Raw genomic sequence first — 14,692 nt, 5'->3', positions numbered from 1 at the left:
CTGTCTCGAGGCCTTTGTTCTCTTCAACAGTGATGACGCCTTCGTTGCCGACTTTTTGCATTGCGTCTGCGATCTGGCGACCGATTTCGGTTTCACCGTTGGCAGAGATCGTACCGACCTGTGCCACTTCTTCGCTATCATTGACCGGACGTGATGCAGCTTTGATGGCCTCAACGACTTTTGCCGTTGCCAGGTCAATGCCGCGCTTGAGATCCATTGGGTTCATGCCGGCAGCAACAGACTTCATGCCTTCGCGAACAATCGCCTGGGCCAGAACCGTTGCGGTCGTTGTCCCGTCACCAGCTTCGTCGTTGGTGCGCGATGCAACTTCCTTAACCATCTGCGCGCCCATGTTCTCAAACTTGTCTTCAAGCTCGATCTCTTTGGCGACAGAAACACCGTCTTTGGTGATGCGTGGTGCGCCGAACGATTTGTCCAGAACCACGTTGCGGCCTTTGGGCCCCAGAGTAACCTTCACCGCATCGGCGAGGATGTTGACACCTTTAAGCATGCGATTGCGCGCATCGGTGCTGAATTTGACGTCTTTAGCAGCCATTTTCATGTGCTCCTTAAATATTTAGAAATTGAGGGCGATCAGTCGGCTTACATGATGCCGAGGATGTCGCTTTCTTTCATTATCAACAGATCTTCGCCGTCGATCTTGACCTCGGTGCCGGACCATTTGCCAAACAACACGCGGTCGCCAGCTTTCACGGACATCGCGATCAATTCGCCGCTGTCCTTGCGGGCGCCTTCGCCGACGCCAACGATTTCGCCTTCTGCAGGCTTTTCTTTGGCGTTGTCAGGAATGATCAAACCGCCTGCTGTCTTTTCTTCGCCTTCGATGCGGCGGACCAATACGCGGTCATGAAGTGGTTTAAATGCCATTTCGGAACTTCTCCAGTTCGAGTTTCTCCCATGTTAGCACTCAACCATGTCGAGTGATAACGCAGCGTAGGTAAGGATCTGGCTTGGGCGTGTCAACAGGCTCCGTCAAGCATTTTTGAAAAATCGTGACCGAGCCGAACACACTACAAACTGGGTGACTATGGCATTGGTTGGTTGGCACACTATGTCAAGGGGAGGCTATTGCAGATGGCTGCACAGCAAATCCGATCAGGAGACCCCGTATGGCAGAGCAGACATCCCCGGCAAAGATAATGGACAGTGGTTTTTCAAACTGGAAAGCGTCGATGCTGCCGGACCTGACGGGCAAGCGCTATGTTATCACAGGCGGGAATTCCGGGATCGGGTTTGACGCGGCCAGGCTGTTGGGTAATGCGGGCGCGGACATCGTGTTGGCGTGTCGTTCGCGCCAGAAAGCAGAGAGCGCAGCAAATGCACTACGCCAGGAAGTGACCGGCGAAGTTGATGTGATCGCACTCGACCTCAGCGATTTGTCCTCTGTGCGCAGCGCCGCTGAGGAGCTGCGCAGCCGCTATGCCAAAATCGATGCCCTGATAAATAATGCAGGCCTGATGCAGACACCGAAGCTGAAAACGGCCGATGGTTTTGAGATGCAGCTAGGGACCAATCATCTGGGCCATTTCCTATGGACGGGGCTGCTGATTGATCTCGTTGATGCCGCAGAAGGGCGCGTTGTCACCCTGTCAAGCATTGCGCATTTGAATGGCTCGATCGATTTCGACGATCTGATGGGAGAGAAAAACTATTCGCCATCGCGTGCTTATTTGCAAAGCAAAGGCGCAAATTTGATGTTTGCCCTCGATCTGGATCGCAGGTTGCAGGCAGCGGGCAAGAAGGCCATCAGTATTGGATGCCACCCGGGCTATTCGAATACCAACCTGCAAAACACCGGTCCCACTGGCCTTTTCGCGATACTCTACAAAATCACAAACCCGCTTTTCGCCCAATCATCAACGGATGGCGCCTTGCCGGCCGTTCTGGCCGCTGCCGGTCATGAGGCGAAGCGCGGGGGGTATTACGGGCCGCAAAAATTCGGCGAGACACGTGGACCAGTCGGCGACGCGCGTGTGGCACCCTATATTCTGGATCAAAAGGTGGCCCGGCGCCTTTGGGATGATAGTGAAAGGCTGGTTGGCTTTCGTTGGGATCTAGGCTGATCCGTCCTCGTCTTCCGGCCCTTTGTCGTCCTCCGATAGAATGCGCCAAGCGTCGCCTTCCAGGTCATCATATTGATTGTTGCGCAAGGTCCACAGGAACGCGGCCAGACCAATACCGCCAAGAACAAGCGACACAGGGATCAAGAAAACCAAGACGTTCATAGCCGCCCCTTCAAGCGTAATGCGTTCAAAAGCACCGTGATCGAAGACGCTGACATGGCGATGGAGGCAATCAATGGCGTTGCAAAGCCAGCCAGCGCAATCGGCACTGCGATGACGTTATAGATGGTCGAGATCGTGAAGTTCTCTTTGATCCGTGCCAGAGCCGCCCGCGCGACAATGGGCAATTCGACCAATGGGATCAGACTATCATTCAACAACACAATATCAGAAGCCGCGCGCGATGCATCCGCAGCCGTCGCAGGTGAGACGGAGGCATAGGCCGCAGCTAGCGCGCCAGTGTCATTCAGCCCGTCGCCGACCATGAGAACCTTGGCACCCTTGTCAGCCAAAGCGTCGATATAGGCGACTTTTTCCTCTGGCGTCGTGCCTGCTTGCCATGTTGCGATGTTCAGGGCCGCCGCAATTCGTGCGGTCTCATTGGTGTCGTCGCCCGAGACCAGATGGATATGAAGCCCCAGTGCTTGCCAGGCTTTTACAAGCGCGGCAGCACCTTCGCGCAGCTGCGATTGGATTGCGATCTTCTGCGGTTTGCCGTCGCCGATCTGGATAAATGTACCGATGCCCGCATCCAGCCATTCCCCGGAACCGAGCCTGACCCGCCGGCCGTCAAACTCCGCGCTGAGCCCTTTGCCCGCGTGTTCTTTCTGATCGGAGATCGCTGCCGGAGTGATCCCGACCAGAGATGCCGCAATCGCCTGTGAAACCGGATGTGTCGCGTCTTGTGTCATCGCCAGCGCGATCTGCTGTGTTTTGGGGTCCAATGCGTCTTTGGTCGCGGCAGGAAGTGTCAGCGTTCCGGTCTTGTCAAAGACAACGGTATCAACTTCGGCCAGCCGCTCCAGCGCGGTGCCGTCTTTCACCAGAAGCCCCGCGCGGAACATGCGACCGGCTGCGGTAGTCGACACGGCAGGTACGGCCAAGCCCATCGCGCAGGGGCAAGTGATAATCAAAACCGCGACAGCGATATTTAGCGACAGGCGCATGTCGCCCGAATAGGCCATCCAGCCTATGAAAGCGGCCAGCGCCATCAAGTGAACGATAGGCGCGTAGAGCTTCGCCGCTTTGTCAGCGACGGCGGTGTAGCGGTTCTTCACTGCCTCGGCCTTGTCAACCATAGTTACCATTTTGCGCAACGTTGTGTCTGATCCAACAGTCGCCGCGCGGATCGTCAGCGGTCCGGTCATGTTCACTTCGCCAGCAGTGACTGCGGCGCCTGCGCAAGTACTGCCGAGACGGCTTTCGCCCGTCAGAAGAGAGCGATCAATCTGGCTGCTGCCCTCAATGACCGTGCCATCGACCGGGATGCGACCGCCGGGTAGAACCTGCACCAGATCACCCACCGCAAGATCGGCAAAATCGACCATTTCCCGCACACCGTGGCGCAGCCGCATCACGCGCGGTACCTCCAATGCGGAAAGCTGCGCTGCGGCAGACGCGGCTGCCCTGCGGCTGCGATGATCGAGATAGCGCCCGATCAGCAAAAAGAAGGTCAGCGTCACGGCGGCGTCAAAATATGAATGCTCTCCTCCGTAGATCGTCTCATAGAGCGATATGCCAGAGGCAAGCAGGATCGCCAAAGCGATGGGCACATCCATATTCGTCCGCCCGCCCCGCAACGCGCGCCAACCGCTCTGAAAGAATGGCTGTGCCGAGTAGATCAGGGTCGGGATTGCGATGGCCGCTGTAATCCAGTGAAAGAAGCTCAGGGTAGCGCCGATCGCACCGGACCAAACCGCGACGGATAAAAGCATGATATTCATATTGGCAAAGCCGGAGATCGCCAGTCGCGTCATCAGGCCCCGCCCATAGGCATCGTCTTGGGCGCCAAGCAAGCCGGTATCCAAGACGCGGGCCTCAAATCCGGCCATCTCCAGGGCGTCGATCAATGCCTCTGGTGCAATCGGTTCATCGATCCCGACCGTGACCCGTTTCATACTGAGGTTCACGCGGGCGCTCGCGACACCCTCCATCGCGCGCAATGCACGCTCGACCCCGTTGATGCAAGCCACGCAGTGAATGGCAGGCAAAGACAAAACAATCTGATCGGTCCCGTTTGAGGCCGCCTTCTCAAGCGGGCCATCAGGCACGCCAAAACAGGCCGGACAGTGGGCGGCGTCGCTCACTTTGCGGTCAGCGGAAAGCGGCGGCGGAATTTGGTGCCGTCAGGGGCAATCAATTCGAGCCGGAGGTTCCAATAGCCCTTGGTCATCGTGACGGGGGCGGTATAATTGCTGCCGGTCCATGTAAATGTTGGCGTGCTGTCCATTCTGACATTGGTAGCTTGGCCAAGAATGGCCTGGGTCACCTCAGCTTCAACCGGATTGCCGCCGTCATCAAGGATTGTGACTGTCAGAACGCCGCCGGTGATATCGGCGCTCACGTCCCAGCGCAGCGCGAGTTGCGCGGCGCGGTCTGCCTGGAAAGTCTGGCTGACCTCATAGGAATTGCGCGCCTCAAGTCCGGGGAAGGTGGCCACGGCATTCCATGCCAATATCAGATTCACCCCGATGATGATTCCAAATCCGCCAACCATCAAACCGAGCATATGCCAACCGGTAAATTCGCGTCTCATTATTGAGCCCTTCCGTTAAATATTGCGTCTTTGTAAGCGCGTTCGCCCGAAATGACGTCCTCCACCCAGAACCGCAGATCGACCCGATCAGTCGTCGCCGCCGGATCAGTCGGCCGGGCCGAGACATAGACCCGTTGCAAAAAGGTTTCGTTTGCCGGGACGATGATGCTGTTAAGCGCTGTGCCTTCCAGCCCGATACGCAGGATTTCATCCGACGTCAGATGTAGATGGAATTCACGGTCCTCGGCGTTTTTGTTGAGCAGACGCACATCATAGATATTGCGGACCGTCCCGTCAGATAGGGTCACGAACGTAGGATTGCGCACGGGCGCGACCGTCATTTCTATATCGGCCCGAATGAATAACGCAAAAATGAGACCGACGCCGATCAAGGACCACATTGCGGTATAGAGGATTGTGCGAAAACGCAGGACATGTGCCCAGATCGGCCTGGCCGGCTTGCCGTTGGCTTCCTGTTCTTGATCCGACAATGCCAGATAGTCGATCAGGCCGCGTGGCTTGCCGATCCGGTCCATCACGTCATCGCAAGCGTCAATGCAGAGCGCACAAGTAATACACTCCATCTGTTGGCCATCGCGGATGTCGATGCCCGCAGGGCAGACATTGACACATGCCATGCAGTCAATGCAGTCGCCAGCGCCTTCTATGCGCTGTTTGCCGCGCGGCTCTCCGCGCCATTCGCGATACGCCACCGTGAGTGTTTCAGGATCCATCATCGCCGCCTGAATGCGCGGCCAAGGGCACATGTAGTTGCACACCTGTTCACGCATGAAGCCGCCGAAGATAAAGGTGGCAGCTGTCAGAACGCCAATCGTCGCCCATGCAACGGGAGGAGCAGTGAGCGTTGCGAGACTGACAGCAAGCGTTGGTGCGTCGGCGAAGTAAAAGACCCACGCCCCACCGGTTGCCACTGAAATCAGCAGCCAAACCGTCCATTTTGTCAACCGCAGGCGGGCTTTGCGGAAGCTCCAATCCGCATTCCACAAACGAACCCGCGCGTTGCGGTCGCCTTCAATCCAGCGTTCGACAAGGATGAAAAGATCGGTCCAGACGGTTTGCGGGCAGGTATAGCCGCACCAAACGCGCCCAAGCGCCGAGGTAAACAGAAACAGACCAAGGCCGGCCATAATCAAAAGGCCCGCGACGAAATAAAACTCATGTGGCCAAATTTCGATCCAGAAGAAGTAGAAGCGGCGGTGCGCCATATCGATCAAAACGGCCTGATCGGGCAAATTGGGGCCGCGATCCCAGCGAATCCACGGGGTCAGATAGTAAATACCCAAGGTCACGGCCATGACCCACCACTTCAGATTGCGATAGAAACCTTTCACGCGCCGCGGGAATATCGGCTCGCGCGGGGCATAGAGCGGTTGAGGTTCCGTTGAAGACATCTGATGACCTGAAAAAGGTTTCTGTTCGCTGATCGTAATCTAGCCAAGCAGGGTTTCTGATCCTTGATGTGGATCAAGCGCCTGAGGGATAGGCCGATTTCAAGATGTGTATTGGGTTGGACTTGCTACGCGGACATGGTCATAACGCAGGTCTGCGCGGCGAAGCTTGCAGGATAAGCCGCGCCAAAAAGACCGAAGGGAATTTCTATGATCGAACGCATTGAAACAGGTGAACGCTCTTCCAAGATTGTCAAACATAATGGCGTTGCCTATCTGACTGGCCAGGTCGCGGTAGGTGACACTATTCAGGAACAGGTGCAGGTTTGCCTCGACAAAATCGATGCGTTGCTCATCAAGGCGGGATCATCGCGTGAAAAGATGCTGCGGGTGACGATCTGGCTGGCGGATATGAAGGATTTTGCGGGCCTGAATGAGGTTTGGAACGCTTGGGTGCCCGCAGGTCATGCACCTGCGCGGGCCTGTGGAGAAGCGAAGCTGGCGCGCGCAGAGTTGAAAGTCGAGTTCATCGTCGATGCAGCCTGCGACTAGGCCCTCTCGATTTCGCGCATCAAGGGGCGTAAGGCTTAAGCTATGAATATTGTCCGTCTTGAAGACGCCGGTCAACTACCGATCTGGCGCAGGCCGACATCGCTTCTGTTTGTGATGGCGATGGCAATGCCGGTGGCCTTTGCAACCTGGTCGGCGCTGCTCAATAACTTTGTGATCGAAGTTGCGGGTTTTGACGGCTCCGATATCGGCTGGCTGCATACAGTTCGTGAAATTCCCGGCTTTTTGGCCATCGGTGTGATCGCACTCATCATGTTCATCCGAGAGCAGATACTGGGGTTGGTTGCGCTAATCATGCTTGGTGCGGCGACGGCAGTGACAGCGCAATTTCCCCAGATGGGCGGTATTCTGGCGGTGACGATGCTGTCATCGATCGGCTTTCACTACTATGAAACCGTGAACCAGTCTCTGCAACTGCAATGGATCGACAAGAAGCGCGCGCCCCAAACGCTGGGTTGGATTTTGTCTGCAGGCTCCGGTGCGACGTTGCTCGTCTATTTGCTGATCGTGATAAGTTGGGAGCGTTTCGGCCTCACCTACAGTATCGTCTACTGGCTTTCGGGTGGTTTTACTGCGGTTGTCGCCGCGATTTGCCTGCTTGCCTATCCTCAGTTCGAAGCGCCGCACCCGCAAGTCAAGAAAATGATCCTGCGCAAGCGGTATTGGCTTTATTATGCGCTGCAATTCATGTCCGGTGCGCGACGCCAGATCTTTGTCGTTTTTGCCGGATTCATGATGGTCGAACAATTCGGCTTTGCCGTTGACGACATCACGAAACTTTTCATGGCGACCTTGCTCATCAATATGCTGGCAGCGCCGCTTTTGGGTGGTTTGGTACAGTTCTTTGGCGAACGCCGGGCGTTGGTTTTTGAATATGCGGGCCTGTGTCTGGTCTTCTTCGCCTATGGCGGTATCTATTATTTCGGCTGGGGCGTCGCGCTTGCGACGATGCTCTATATTGTCAATCACATCTTTTTCAGTCTCGCACTTGCGATCAAGACCTATTTCCAAAAGATAGCCGATCCGCAGGATATTGCCCCCACTGCTGCTGTGGCCTTTACGATCAATCACATTGCGGCTGTCTTCCTGCCTGCATTGTTGGGATATGTCTGGCTGCAATCGCCGGGACTGGTATTTTTGATGGCGGCCGGCATGGCGATCATCTCTTTGTTGCTGTCGCTTCTCATTCCGCGCCACCCCGCACCGGGTCACGAGACCGTGTTCCAGCGCCGATTGTTGCAGGCCGCAGAGTAGTAAAGTAGCGCCATCGTGTTATATCTTGTCCACCCTGATAGGAGGCTTTTGATGTTTTTCATGACTCGCAACAAATCCGAAATGGTATCGCCTGAGGCCGCCCTTGCTGGTCGTCCGAACGCGATCCCGACCGCCGATATGCATTTTGTCTACGGAACACCGCTTACCGGCGACGTGCCTTCCGGCATGGCTGAGGCAATGTTTGGCATGGGCTGTTTTTGGGGCGTTGAGCGGATGTTCTGGAAACTGGACGGGGTGCATTCCACCATGGTCGGATACGCGGGCGGCTATACGCCAAATCCGTCCTATGAAGAAGTGTGCAGCGGCAAAACCGGCCATAATGAGGTGGTCCGCGTGATCTATGATCCGGCGGTTATTTCTTTCGAGGCGCTTTTGCAGGTCTTCTGGGAAGGACACGATCCAACCCAAGGTATGCGCCAGGGCAATGACGCAGGCACGCAGTACCGTTCGGGCATCTATACTTACTCTGATGCACAACAATCGGCGGCCGAAGCGGCCAAGGATGCGTTTGCACCGCGCCTCAGTGCTGCGGGTTATGGTGCTATCACGACGGAAATCATTGGCGCGCCGACCTTCTATTTCGCTGAGGACTATCATCAGCAGTACCTTGCCAAGAACCCGAATGGCTATTGCGGAATTGGTGGTACAGGTGTGACGTGCCCAATCGGTGTCGGCGCTTAGCGGCGCACAGATGCTGCTAGATCTTGCGGCCCGAATACTCTTGTTGCCTGTCCTGATTGGGCAGGCAATTTTTGTTGTGATCCGGATCCCCAAACTCCCTGAAGCTTCAGGTCCCCGAGCCGGCACGGTCGGCCAGGGGCCACGGTTGCGCCTGCTGGTGCTGGGGGATTCGTCTGCTGCCGGTGTAGGGGCTGCGACGCAAGACAAAGCGCTCTTGGGACGGGTGCTCAATTCGCTCTCAGCACATTACACCATAGACTACGAGCTTGTTGCGCGAACAGGGGCACGGACTGGAGACGCGCTGAACTGGTTGCGGGGGCGCCCGGCGAAAACCTATGATGTTGTCATCTGTGCGCTTGGTGGAAATGATGTCACCAAAGGCACGCCACTGCGCAGGTTCCTGCGGTTGCAGATGGACCTTGTCGATCATTTGCAGTTTGACCGCGGCGCGCAGCTTGTGGTCGTGTCCGATCTTCCGCCAGTGGCGCATTTTCCTGCCTTGCCGCAGCCATTGCGTTGGGTGTTGGGGCGGCAGGCCAATAGGCTAGAGCACCGGCGACGTCAGTTGTTGAATACAAGGCGCGTCTGCATCCCACTTGCTTTTGATTTGAGCCTTGATGTCTCTGCAATGGCCTCGGACGGGTTTCACCCGGGCCCGGACGCATACGCTGCGTGGGGAAAGGCCGCGGCAGCGATTATCCGTGAAAGGAGCTTGCGCCTTGACGATGATGCGGCGTCGCCCTAAGGCCGCCAAGACAGTCTGAAGGGCCATATGATGACAAGCTATAGCGCGATCACGACAATCACCGGCGCTGATGCCGCCTATGATTTGGCGGACACATTGGAAGGTTTGGTGCCGGAACCTACAGGTGTCGGCGTTTTCCAAATCGAGGACGGGTCCGGCCTATGGGAGGTCGCTGCTTATTTTGTCGAAAGGCCGGATGTGGCCGCATTGGCTGTCTTTTCGGCGCTGCACAACGCCAAGCCGTTCAATATTTCCGAAATCCCCGACCAAGACTGGGTGTCAAAGGTACAACGAGAGTTGGCTCCGGTTTCCGCTGGCCGGTTCTTTGTTTACGGTTCTCATGACGCGGACAAAGTGCCCGACGGCAGGGTCCCTTTGTTGATTGATGCGGCTATGGCCTTTGGCACTGGACATCACGGGACCACCAAAGGATGCCTTGAGGCATTCGATCAACTGCTCAAGGACGGTTTTGCGGGCGAGGCGATCCTTGATGTTGGCTGTGGGACAGCGGTGCTTGCGATGGCGGCGGCAAAAATGCTGCCAGCGACAGTGATCGCAAGTGACATTGATCCCGTCGCAGTGGAGGTCGCCGAGGCGAATATCATCGGAAACGACCTGCGCGACCGCGTTCAATGCCACGTGGCGGCAGGATTTGACGCGCCTGCCCTATCTGCAAACAGCCCTTACGACTTGATCTTCGCAAACATCCTCAAAGGGCCGCTTATTGCCCTCGCGCCCGATATGGCGCGGCATGTCAAAGAGGGTGGCTATGTGATTCTCTCGGGGATTCTGAGCGAGCAAGCTGGTGAAATCGTAACCGTTTATCAACGAAACGGGTTCAATGTGGTCCAAAACAGTGCTATTGTTGACTGGACGACTCTTGTTTTGGCAAGATCTCGCGAATAACCGGTGTAAATTTGGTCTCTTACAGCTTCTGTGCTTAATTAGGGTATTGTTAAAGCGCAATCCGCGCAGTCGGTTGTAATGAGTAAAAACGGAGGACGCTATGGCTCAGGCTCACGTTCCATTTGATAAAAGATTAAAACGCATCGTGCGACGTCACGACAAAATGTCCAACGGTGTGGTCCGCACAGTTAATTCAGATGGTTTGATTGTGGCGCGTCCGCGCCTCTACAGACCACGTTTCCCCCTCAAAGGTCTTTTGATCGTTCTTGCGATCGGCTTCCTGCTGAAAGGGTTCCTCTTTGCATATCTGGGTGAGGCTGCATATGCAGACCGCGTCGCCGGGTTGCAGGCTGGTTCCACGATTGAACAGGCCGGTGCATGGGTGATGCAATCCGATCCGGTGACAGAAGTGGTCGCTGCAGGGATCGCAGCAGTCCTGCCTCAGTAAGAACGCCCGCTAGAATTGAAAATGCCGCGCCAATTTCGGGCGCGGCATTTTCATTTGTCAGTTCGTTTCGTCTTAGCGCTGGTGGCGTGACGCGATATCTTCAATGTCGCCATAGGACAGGCCGATGTCGTCCAGTTCACGCGCGCTCAACTTGGACAGAGACTTACGTGTGATACGTGCGTCATTCCAAGCGGCGACTGCGCTGAATGCAGACATGAAAAAAGATGTGATCGCGCCTGCGGAGAGGCCAGAAGCGGGGCGGGTTGTGTCAAAAGCGGCCATGGCCATATTCCTTTAGGTATTGCTGCGCGGCAGCGTTGAGTGATGAACCGCATGTAGGCGCAAACTTCAGCTTCCACCAGTGCCATTTTGTCATAGGTCATATGCGTTTTCAGAATTCCTCATTATTGTGCAAAATATTCCGTAAACCCTTAATTTATATAGGGTAAATTATGTCGGTTTTTATTGGCCTGATGACGCATTTCGCCCAATACCGTTCTCGACATGCATAACTTGCTTGCGCAAAGGCGCTTGGTCTTTGTTCGCCTTTTGTGCTAGTCGTCATTGACAAAGAATAAAAAGAGGCGAGCAATGCGTGTTTTGGGCATCGATCCGGGCCTTCGCAACATGGGCTGGGGGGTGATCGACGTGGTTGGATCACGGATCAGCCATGTTGCAAATGGCATTTGTCACTCTGCCGGAACAGACCTTGGCGCGCGGCTTTTGTCGCTGCATGAGCAGCTCACCGATGTTGTTGCCAATTTCCAGCCGGATACTGCGGCCGTTGAACAGACGTTCGTCAACAAGGATGGTGTCGGTACGCTCAAACTGGGGCAGGCGCGTGCGATTGCGATGCTGGTTCCAGCGCAGGCTGGTTTGTCAATCGGCGAATATGCCCCCAATGCAGTGAAAAAAGCAGTGGTTGGTGTCGGACACGCGGACAAACAACAAATCGCCCATATGGTGAAAGTTCAATTGCCGGGGGTCAAACTCAATGGTGCGGATGCTGCCGATGCTTTGGCGATAGCGATTTGCCATTCATTTCATGCGCAATCCTCATCCACTTTGGCCAAAGCACTGGCGAGGGCGGGCGTATGATTGGCAAGATTGCAGGCAAGCTGGAGTATCGCAGCACCGACCACGTGTTGATTGATGTGCGCGGCGTTGGATATCTTGTCTATGTGTCGGACCGCGTGATGGCCGGATTGCCCGCCAATGGGGAGGCCGTCGCGCTTTTCACGGATCTTCTTGTGCGCGAAGATAATCTACAGCTTTTTGGATTTACCAGTTTGGTCGAAAAGGAATGGCATCGCTTGTTGATGTCGGTGCAGGGCATTGGCGCCAAGGCATCGATGGCTATCCTGGGTACGCTTGGGGCAGACGGGGTCAGCCGCGCGATTGCATTGGGTGACTGGAACGCGTTGGCGAAAGCCAAAGGCGTCGGCCCCAAAACCGCGCAGCGTGTTACCATTGAACTGAAGGACAAAGCGCCCGGCGTTATGGCGATGGGTGGCAGCTTGGTCGAAGCACAAGGCGATGCGGTGATCGATATTGACGCGCCTCAACCCCAACGCAAATTACAAACGCCCCTGTCAAACCCTGCACAGGCGGAGGCGCTTTCTGCGCTCGGCAATCTAGGCTATGCCCCGGGCGAGGCGGCGAGTGCTGTCGCGCAAGCGGCCGGCGCTGACCCGGACGCCGATACATCAACATTGATCCGCGCGGCCTTGAAGCTGCTGGCACCGAAAGGGTAAAGCGGGGCTATGGACCAACCAGACCCCACTTTGCGCCCTGAGCCCCAGCCAGAGGACACCGATCGCGCGCTGCGACCGCAGACGCTGGATGCGTTTATCGGACAGAAAGAGGCGCGCGCGAACCTGTCGGTCTTTATCGAAAGCGCGCGCCGCCGTGGTGAGGCGATGGATCATACGCTGTTTCATGGCCCGCCCGGTCTGGGCAAAACAACGCTGGCGCAGATCATGGCGCGCGAACTGGGGGTCAGTTTCCGGATGACCTCTGGTCCGGTTTTGGCGAAAGCGGGTGATCTGGCCGCGATCCTGACCAATTTGGAGGCGCGCGATGTCCTTTTCATCGATGAGATTCACCGCCTGAACCCCGCGGTGGAGGAAGTCCTCTATCCGGCGCTTGAAGATTTTGAGCTTGATCTGGTGATTGGTGAAGGCCCTGCGGCGCGGACCGTGCGGATTGAATTACAGCCTTTCACTTTGGTTGGAGCAACGACACGCATGGGGCTTTTGACGACCCCGCTGCGCGACCGCTTCGGCATCCCAACCCGGCTTGAGTTCTACAGCCAAGACGAATTGCATGAGATCGTTACCCGCGGCGCGCGGTTGATGGGCGCGCCTGCAGCGCCCGATGGTGCGGCCGAAATCGCCCGCCGCGCCCGTGGAACGCCGCGCATCGCCGGCCGTCTGCTGCGCCGTGTGGTGGATTTTGCAATTGTTGAGGGCGACGGCACCGTCACACAGCAAATCGCAGATCGCGCGTTGACCCGCCTCGGAGTGGATCATCTGGGGCTGGACAATGCGGATCGGCGTTACTTGCGGTTGGTGGCCAGCAGCTATGGCGGCGGCCCCGTCGGGATCGAGACTTTGTCGGCGGCGCTCTCGGAAAGTCGCGACAGTCTGGAAGATGTGATTGAGCCTTATCTGTTGCAAAAGGGTCTGATCCAGCGCACCCCGCGTGGTCGGATGCTGGCGCGTGACGCCTGGGCGCATTTGGGGTTGGACATCCCCAAATCGCAGACGGATTTGTTTGGTTGATCGGGGAGGTGCCTCCGGCGGGAGTTTATTGGGCAAGATGATGAGCGAAGTGGAGCCTCTTTTTACCCGCGCGGATGGCCGTTATGTCTTTGCGCGTTGGGGGCGGCCGATTGTGCCGGTTGTTTTTGGCGTGGATGACGCCAGCTTGGCCCTTTTCAAAGGCGCAATTGAGGCGGTTGTGACCCTTGCCCACCACCGGATGGCTGAAACCGATCCGGAGTTGGGCGCGAACCTGATGATCTTCTTTTGCAGCGAATGGGTGGAGTTGACGGAGGTGCCCCATCTGGATCAACTGGTCCCGGATTTGGCGACATTGGTCACAAAACTCCAAAAGGCAGACGCCAACCAATACCGAATTTTCCGTTTTGATGACTTGGGCGCCATTCGTGCGGCCTTTGTGTTCTTGCGGATGGATGACCACTTGTCATCGGTCCCCGCCGATACACTGGCCCTTAGTCAGGCTGTACAGACCATCTTGCTTTGGTCCGACACGGCCTTTGATGCGGTGCCGCCCCTGGCCATGATTGAAGACAAAGCGGTCTTGCGTCCCCAGATCGCGGATGTTGTGCGCGCCGCCTATGATCCCGTCCTGCCTGCCGCATCGCAGGATCCCAGCCATGCCCTGCGCCTTTCGGCAAGGGTGACCCCGGTCTCATGACCCATCACTTTCCCATCCGCGTCTACTATGAAGACACCGATCTTGCCGGGATCGTCTACTACGCAAATTACCTCAAGTTCATTGAACGGGCCCGCAGTGAATGGGTGCGTGACTTGGGAGTTGACCAAACACAGATGAAAGCGGGCGGTCTGGTCTTTGCGGTGCGTCGCGTCGAAGCGGATTACCTGTCACCTGCGCGTTTTGACGACATGCTGATGGTTGCGACGACACTGGAGAAAGGCTCTGGTGTGCGGATGGTCCTCAGGCAAGACGTGGTCCGAGGCAAGGATGTGTTGTTTTCGGCGCGTGTTACCATCATCTGTATGACTGACGCGGGGGCTGTCAGTCGCCTTCCGGCAGCAATTCGCGCGCTTTGAG

General features: G+C 56.5%; 19 protein-coding genes. 12 read left to right on the top strand and 7 right to left on the bottom strand.

The genetic code is table 11. The features are described from left to right. Together ACFDSS_RS09110 and groES are read right to left on the bottom strand one after the other, a co-directional pair. Nucleotides 1-556, bottom strand: a 556-nt coding sequence (locus tag ACFDSS_RS09110) for a TCP-1/cpn60 chaperonin family protein (RefSeq protein ID WP_375255440.1), incomplete at its 3' end; no start/stop codon positions are given. 47 nt (nucleotides 557-603) lie between these two features. Beyond that, a complete protein-coding gene (gene groES, locus ACFDSS_RS09105) occupies nucleotides 604-888 on the bottom strand; it encodes a co-chaperone GroES (protein ID WP_375255439.1) in 285 nt (94 codons plus the stop codon). 242 nt (nucleotides 889-1,130) lie between these two features. Between groES and ACFDSS_RS09100 the strand changes: the two genes are divergently transcribed. Next, nucleotides 1,131-2,084 carry an oxidoreductase gene (locus ACFDSS_RS09100; RefSeq protein WP_375255438.1) on the top strand — a complete coding sequence of 318 codons (954 nt, stop codon included), beginning with the start codon at nucleotides 1,131-1,133 and terminating at the stop codon, nucleotides 2,082-2,084. Here ACFDSS_RS09100 and ccoS read toward each other — a convergent pair. Genes ccoS through ccoG form a run of 4 tightly spaced genes read right to left on the bottom strand, consistent with a single transcriptional unit; the run spans nucleotide 2,076 to nucleotide 6,251 of the window. Further along, complete coding sequence (ccoS, locus tag ACFDSS_RS09095; protein ID WP_375255437.1) at nucleotides 2,076-2,246, bottom strand: cbb3-type cytochrome oxidase assembly protein CcoS; 171 nt, start codon at nucleotides 2,244-2,246, stop codon at nucleotides 2,076-2,078. The two genes, ACFDSS_RS09100 and ccoS, sit on opposite strands and share 9 nt — an antisense overlap. Continuing rightward, the gene (locus ACFDSS_RS09090; RefSeq protein ID WP_375255436.1) at nucleotides 2,243-4,390 is read right to left on the bottom strand and encodes a heavy metal translocating P-type ATPase; all 2,148 of its coding nucleotides are present in this window, start codon (nucleotides 4,388-4,390) and stop codon (nucleotides 2,243-2,245) included. Before ACFDSS_RS09090 ends, ccoS begins: the two co-directional genes overlap by 4 nt. Then, nucleotides 4,387-4,839, bottom strand: coding sequence for a FixH family protein (locus tag ACFDSS_RS09085; protein WP_375255435.1), 453 nt, complete (start codon nucleotides 4,837-4,839; stop codon nucleotides 4,387-4,389). The genes ACFDSS_RS09090 and ACFDSS_RS09085 overlap by 4 nt, the downstream gene beginning before the upstream one ends. Then, nucleotides 4,839-6,251, bottom strand: a complete 1,413-nt coding sequence (gene ccoG / locus ACFDSS_RS09080) for a cytochrome c oxidase accessory protein CcoG (RefSeq protein WP_375255434.1) — start codon at nucleotides 6,249-6,251, stop codon at nucleotides 4,839-4,841. The genes ACFDSS_RS09085 and ccoG overlap by 1 nt, the downstream gene beginning before the upstream one ends. 207 nt (nucleotides 6,252-6,458) lie before the next feature. On the opposite strand from ccoG, the gene ACFDSS_RS09075 reads away from it, so the two are divergent. The 6 genes from ACFDSS_RS09075 to ACFDSS_RS09050 all read left to right on the top strand — a co-directional run bounded on the left by ACFDSS_RS09075 (nucleotide 6,459) and on the right by ACFDSS_RS09050 (nucleotide 10,873). Then, nucleotides 6,459-6,800: a RidA family protein gene (locus tag ACFDSS_RS09075; RefSeq protein ID WP_375255433.1), complete on the top strand. Its 342-nt coding sequence runs from the start codon at nucleotides 6,459-6,461 to the stop codon at nucleotides 6,798-6,800. Nucleotides 6,801-6,842: 42 nt separating this feature from the next. Continuing rightward, nucleotides 6,843-8,072, top strand: coding sequence for an MFS transporter (locus ACFDSS_RS09070; RefSeq protein ID WP_375255432.1), 1,230 nt, complete (start codon nucleotides 6,843-6,845; stop codon nucleotides 8,070-8,072). A 51-nt stretch (nucleotides 8,073-8,123) separates the two neighbouring features. Further along, on the top strand, nucleotides 8,124-8,774 hold the full coding sequence (gene msrA / locus ACFDSS_RS09065) for a peptide-methionine (S)-S-oxide reductase MsrA (protein WP_375255431.1): 651 nt from the start codon (nucleotides 8,124-8,126) through the stop codon (nucleotides 8,772-8,774). A gap of 10 nt (nucleotides 8,775-8,784) precedes the next feature. Then, nucleotides 8,785-9,519 (top strand): SGNH/GDSL hydrolase family protein, encoded by a 735-nt coding sequence (locus ACFDSS_RS09060; protein WP_375255430.1) that lies wholly within the window; start codon nucleotides 8,785-8,787, stop codon nucleotides 9,517-9,519. A gap of 30 nt (nucleotides 9,520-9,549) precedes the next feature. Next, nucleotides 9,550-10,425 carry a 50S ribosomal protein L11 methyltransferase gene (locus ACFDSS_RS09055; protein ID WP_375255429.1) on the top strand — a complete coding sequence of 292 codons (876 nt, stop codon included), beginning with the start codon at nucleotides 9,550-9,552 and terminating at the stop codon, nucleotides 10,423-10,425. 145 nt (nucleotides 10,426-10,570) lie between these two features. Beyond that, on the top strand, nucleotides 10,571-10,873 hold the full coding sequence (locus ACFDSS_RS09050; protein WP_375255428.1) for a hypothetical protein: 303 nt from the start codon (nucleotides 10,571-10,573) through the stop codon (nucleotides 10,871-10,873). A 72-nt stretch (nucleotides 10,874-10,945) separates the two neighbouring features. On the opposite strand, the gene ACFDSS_RS09045 is transcribed toward ACFDSS_RS09050, so the two are convergent. After that, nucleotides 10,946-11,155 (bottom strand): DUF1127 domain-containing protein, encoded by a 210-nt coding sequence (locus ACFDSS_RS09045; RefSeq protein WP_375255427.1) that lies wholly within the window; start codon nucleotides 11,153-11,155, stop codon nucleotides 10,946-10,948. A gap of 309 nt (nucleotides 11,156-11,464) precedes the next feature. Here ACFDSS_RS09045 and ruvC point away from each other — a divergent pair, with 309 nt between their 5' ends. The 5 genes from ruvC to ybgC are packed head-to-tail and all read left to right on the top strand — an operon-like array spanning nucleotide 11,465 to nucleotide 14,691. Further along, nucleotides 11,465-11,971, top strand: a complete 507-nt coding sequence (ruvC, locus tag ACFDSS_RS09040) for a crossover junction endodeoxyribonuclease RuvC (RefSeq protein ID WP_375255426.1) — start codon at nucleotides 11,465-11,467, stop codon at nucleotides 11,969-11,971. Then, entirely contained in the window at nucleotides 11,968-12,627 is a 660-nt protein-coding gene (gene ruvA, locus ACFDSS_RS09035; protein WP_375255425.1) for a Holliday junction branch migration protein RuvA, read from the top strand. Before ruvC ends, ruvA begins: the two co-directional genes overlap by 4 nt. Before the next feature lie 9 nt (nucleotides 12,628-12,636). Then, nucleotides 12,637-13,656, top strand: a complete 1,020-nt coding sequence (gene ruvB, locus ACFDSS_RS09030) for a Holliday junction branch migration DNA helicase RuvB (protein WP_375255424.1) — start codon at nucleotides 12,637-12,639, stop codon at nucleotides 13,654-13,656. A gap of 40 nt (nucleotides 13,657-13,696) precedes the next feature. Next, a complete protein-coding gene (locus tag ACFDSS_RS09025) occupies nucleotides 13,697-14,314 on the top strand; it encodes a hypothetical protein (RefSeq protein ID WP_375255423.1) in 618 nt (205 codons plus the stop codon). Next, nucleotides 14,311-14,691 carry a tol-pal system-associated acyl-CoA thioesterase gene (ybgC, locus tag ACFDSS_RS09020; RefSeq protein ID WP_375255422.1) on the top strand — a complete coding sequence of 127 codons (381 nt, stop codon included), beginning with the start codon at nucleotides 14,311-14,313 and terminating at the stop codon, nucleotides 14,689-14,691. Before ACFDSS_RS09025 ends, ybgC begins: the two co-directional genes overlap by 4 nt. Nucleotide 14,692: the final 1 nt, after the last annotated feature.

The sequence above is a fragment of the Yoonia sp. genome (genome assembly GCF_042093035.1).
Taxonomy (GTDB): domain Bacteria; phylum Pseudomonadota; class Alphaproteobacteria; order Rhodobacterales; family Rhodobacteraceae; genus Yoonia.
Note: the sequence above shows the minus strand (reverse complement) of the source record. Positions and strands in the feature narration are given on the sequence as shown.

What these genes read in the sequence shown, in the direction of transcription:
- ACFDSS_RS09075 (WP_375255433.1), top strand. Translation starts at nt 6,459, where the DNA reads ATGATCGAACGCATTGAAACAGGTGAACGCTCTTCCAAGATTGTCAAA.
- ruvB (WP_375255424.1), top strand. Translation starts at nt 12,637, where the DNA reads ATGGACCAACCAGACCCCACTTTGCGCCCTGAGCCCCAGCCAGAGGAC.
- ruvA (WP_375255425.1), top strand. Translation starts at nt 11,968, where the DNA reads ATGATTGGCAAGATTGCAGGCAAGCTGGAGTATCGCAGCACCGACCAC.
- ACFDSS_RS09100 (WP_375255438.1), top strand. Translation starts at nt 1,131, where the DNA reads ATGGCAGAGCAGACATCCCCGGCAAAGATAATGGACAGTGGTTTTTCA.
- ACFDSS_RS09085 (WP_375255435.1), bottom strand. Translation starts at nt 4,839, where the DNA reads ATGAGACGCGAATTTACCGGTTGGCATATGCTCGGTTTGATGGTTGGC.
- ccoS (WP_375255437.1), bottom strand. Translation starts at nt 2,246, where the DNA reads ATGAACGTCTTGGTTTTCTTGATCCCTGTGTCGCTTGTTCTTGGCGGT.
- ACFDSS_RS09025 (WP_375255423.1), top strand. Translation starts at nt 13,697, where the DNA reads ATGAGCGAAGTGGAGCCTCTTTTTACCCGCGCGGATGGCCGTTATGTC.
- ACFDSS_RS09070 (WP_375255432.1), top strand. Translation starts at nt 6,843, where the DNA reads ATGAATATTGTCCGTCTTGAAGACGCCGGTCAACTACCGATCTGGCGC.
- msrA (WP_375255431.1), top strand. Translation starts at nt 8,124, where the DNA reads ATGTTTTTCATGACTCGCAACAAATCCGAAATGGTATCGCCTGAGGCC.
- ACFDSS_RS09055 (WP_375255429.1), top strand. Translation starts at nt 9,550, where the DNA reads ATGACAAGCTATAGCGCGATCACGACAATCACCGGCGCTGATGCCGCC.
- ACFDSS_RS09060 (WP_375255430.1), top strand. Translation starts at nt 8,785, where the DNA reads ATGCTGCTAGATCTTGCGGCCCGAATACTCTTGTTGCCTGTCCTGATT.
- ccoG (WP_375255434.1), bottom strand. Translation starts at nt 6,251, where the DNA reads ATGTCTTCAACGGAACCTCAACCGCTCTATGCCCCGCGCGAGCCGATA.
- ACFDSS_RS09045 (WP_375255427.1), bottom strand. Translation starts at nt 11,155, where the DNA reads ATGGCCGCTTTTGACACAACCCGCCCCGCTTCTGGCCTCTCCGCAGGC.
- groES (WP_375255439.1), bottom strand. Translation starts at nt 888, where the DNA reads ATGGCATTTAAACCACTTCATGACCGCGTATTGGTCCGCCGCATCGAA.
- ruvC (WP_375255426.1), top strand. Translation starts at nt 11,465, where the DNA reads ATGCGTGTTTTGGGCATCGATCCGGGCCTTCGCAACATGGGCTGGGGG.
- ybgC (WP_375255422.1), top strand. Translation starts at nt 14,311, where the DNA reads ATGACCCATCACTTTCCCATCCGCGTCTACTATGAAGACACCGATCTT.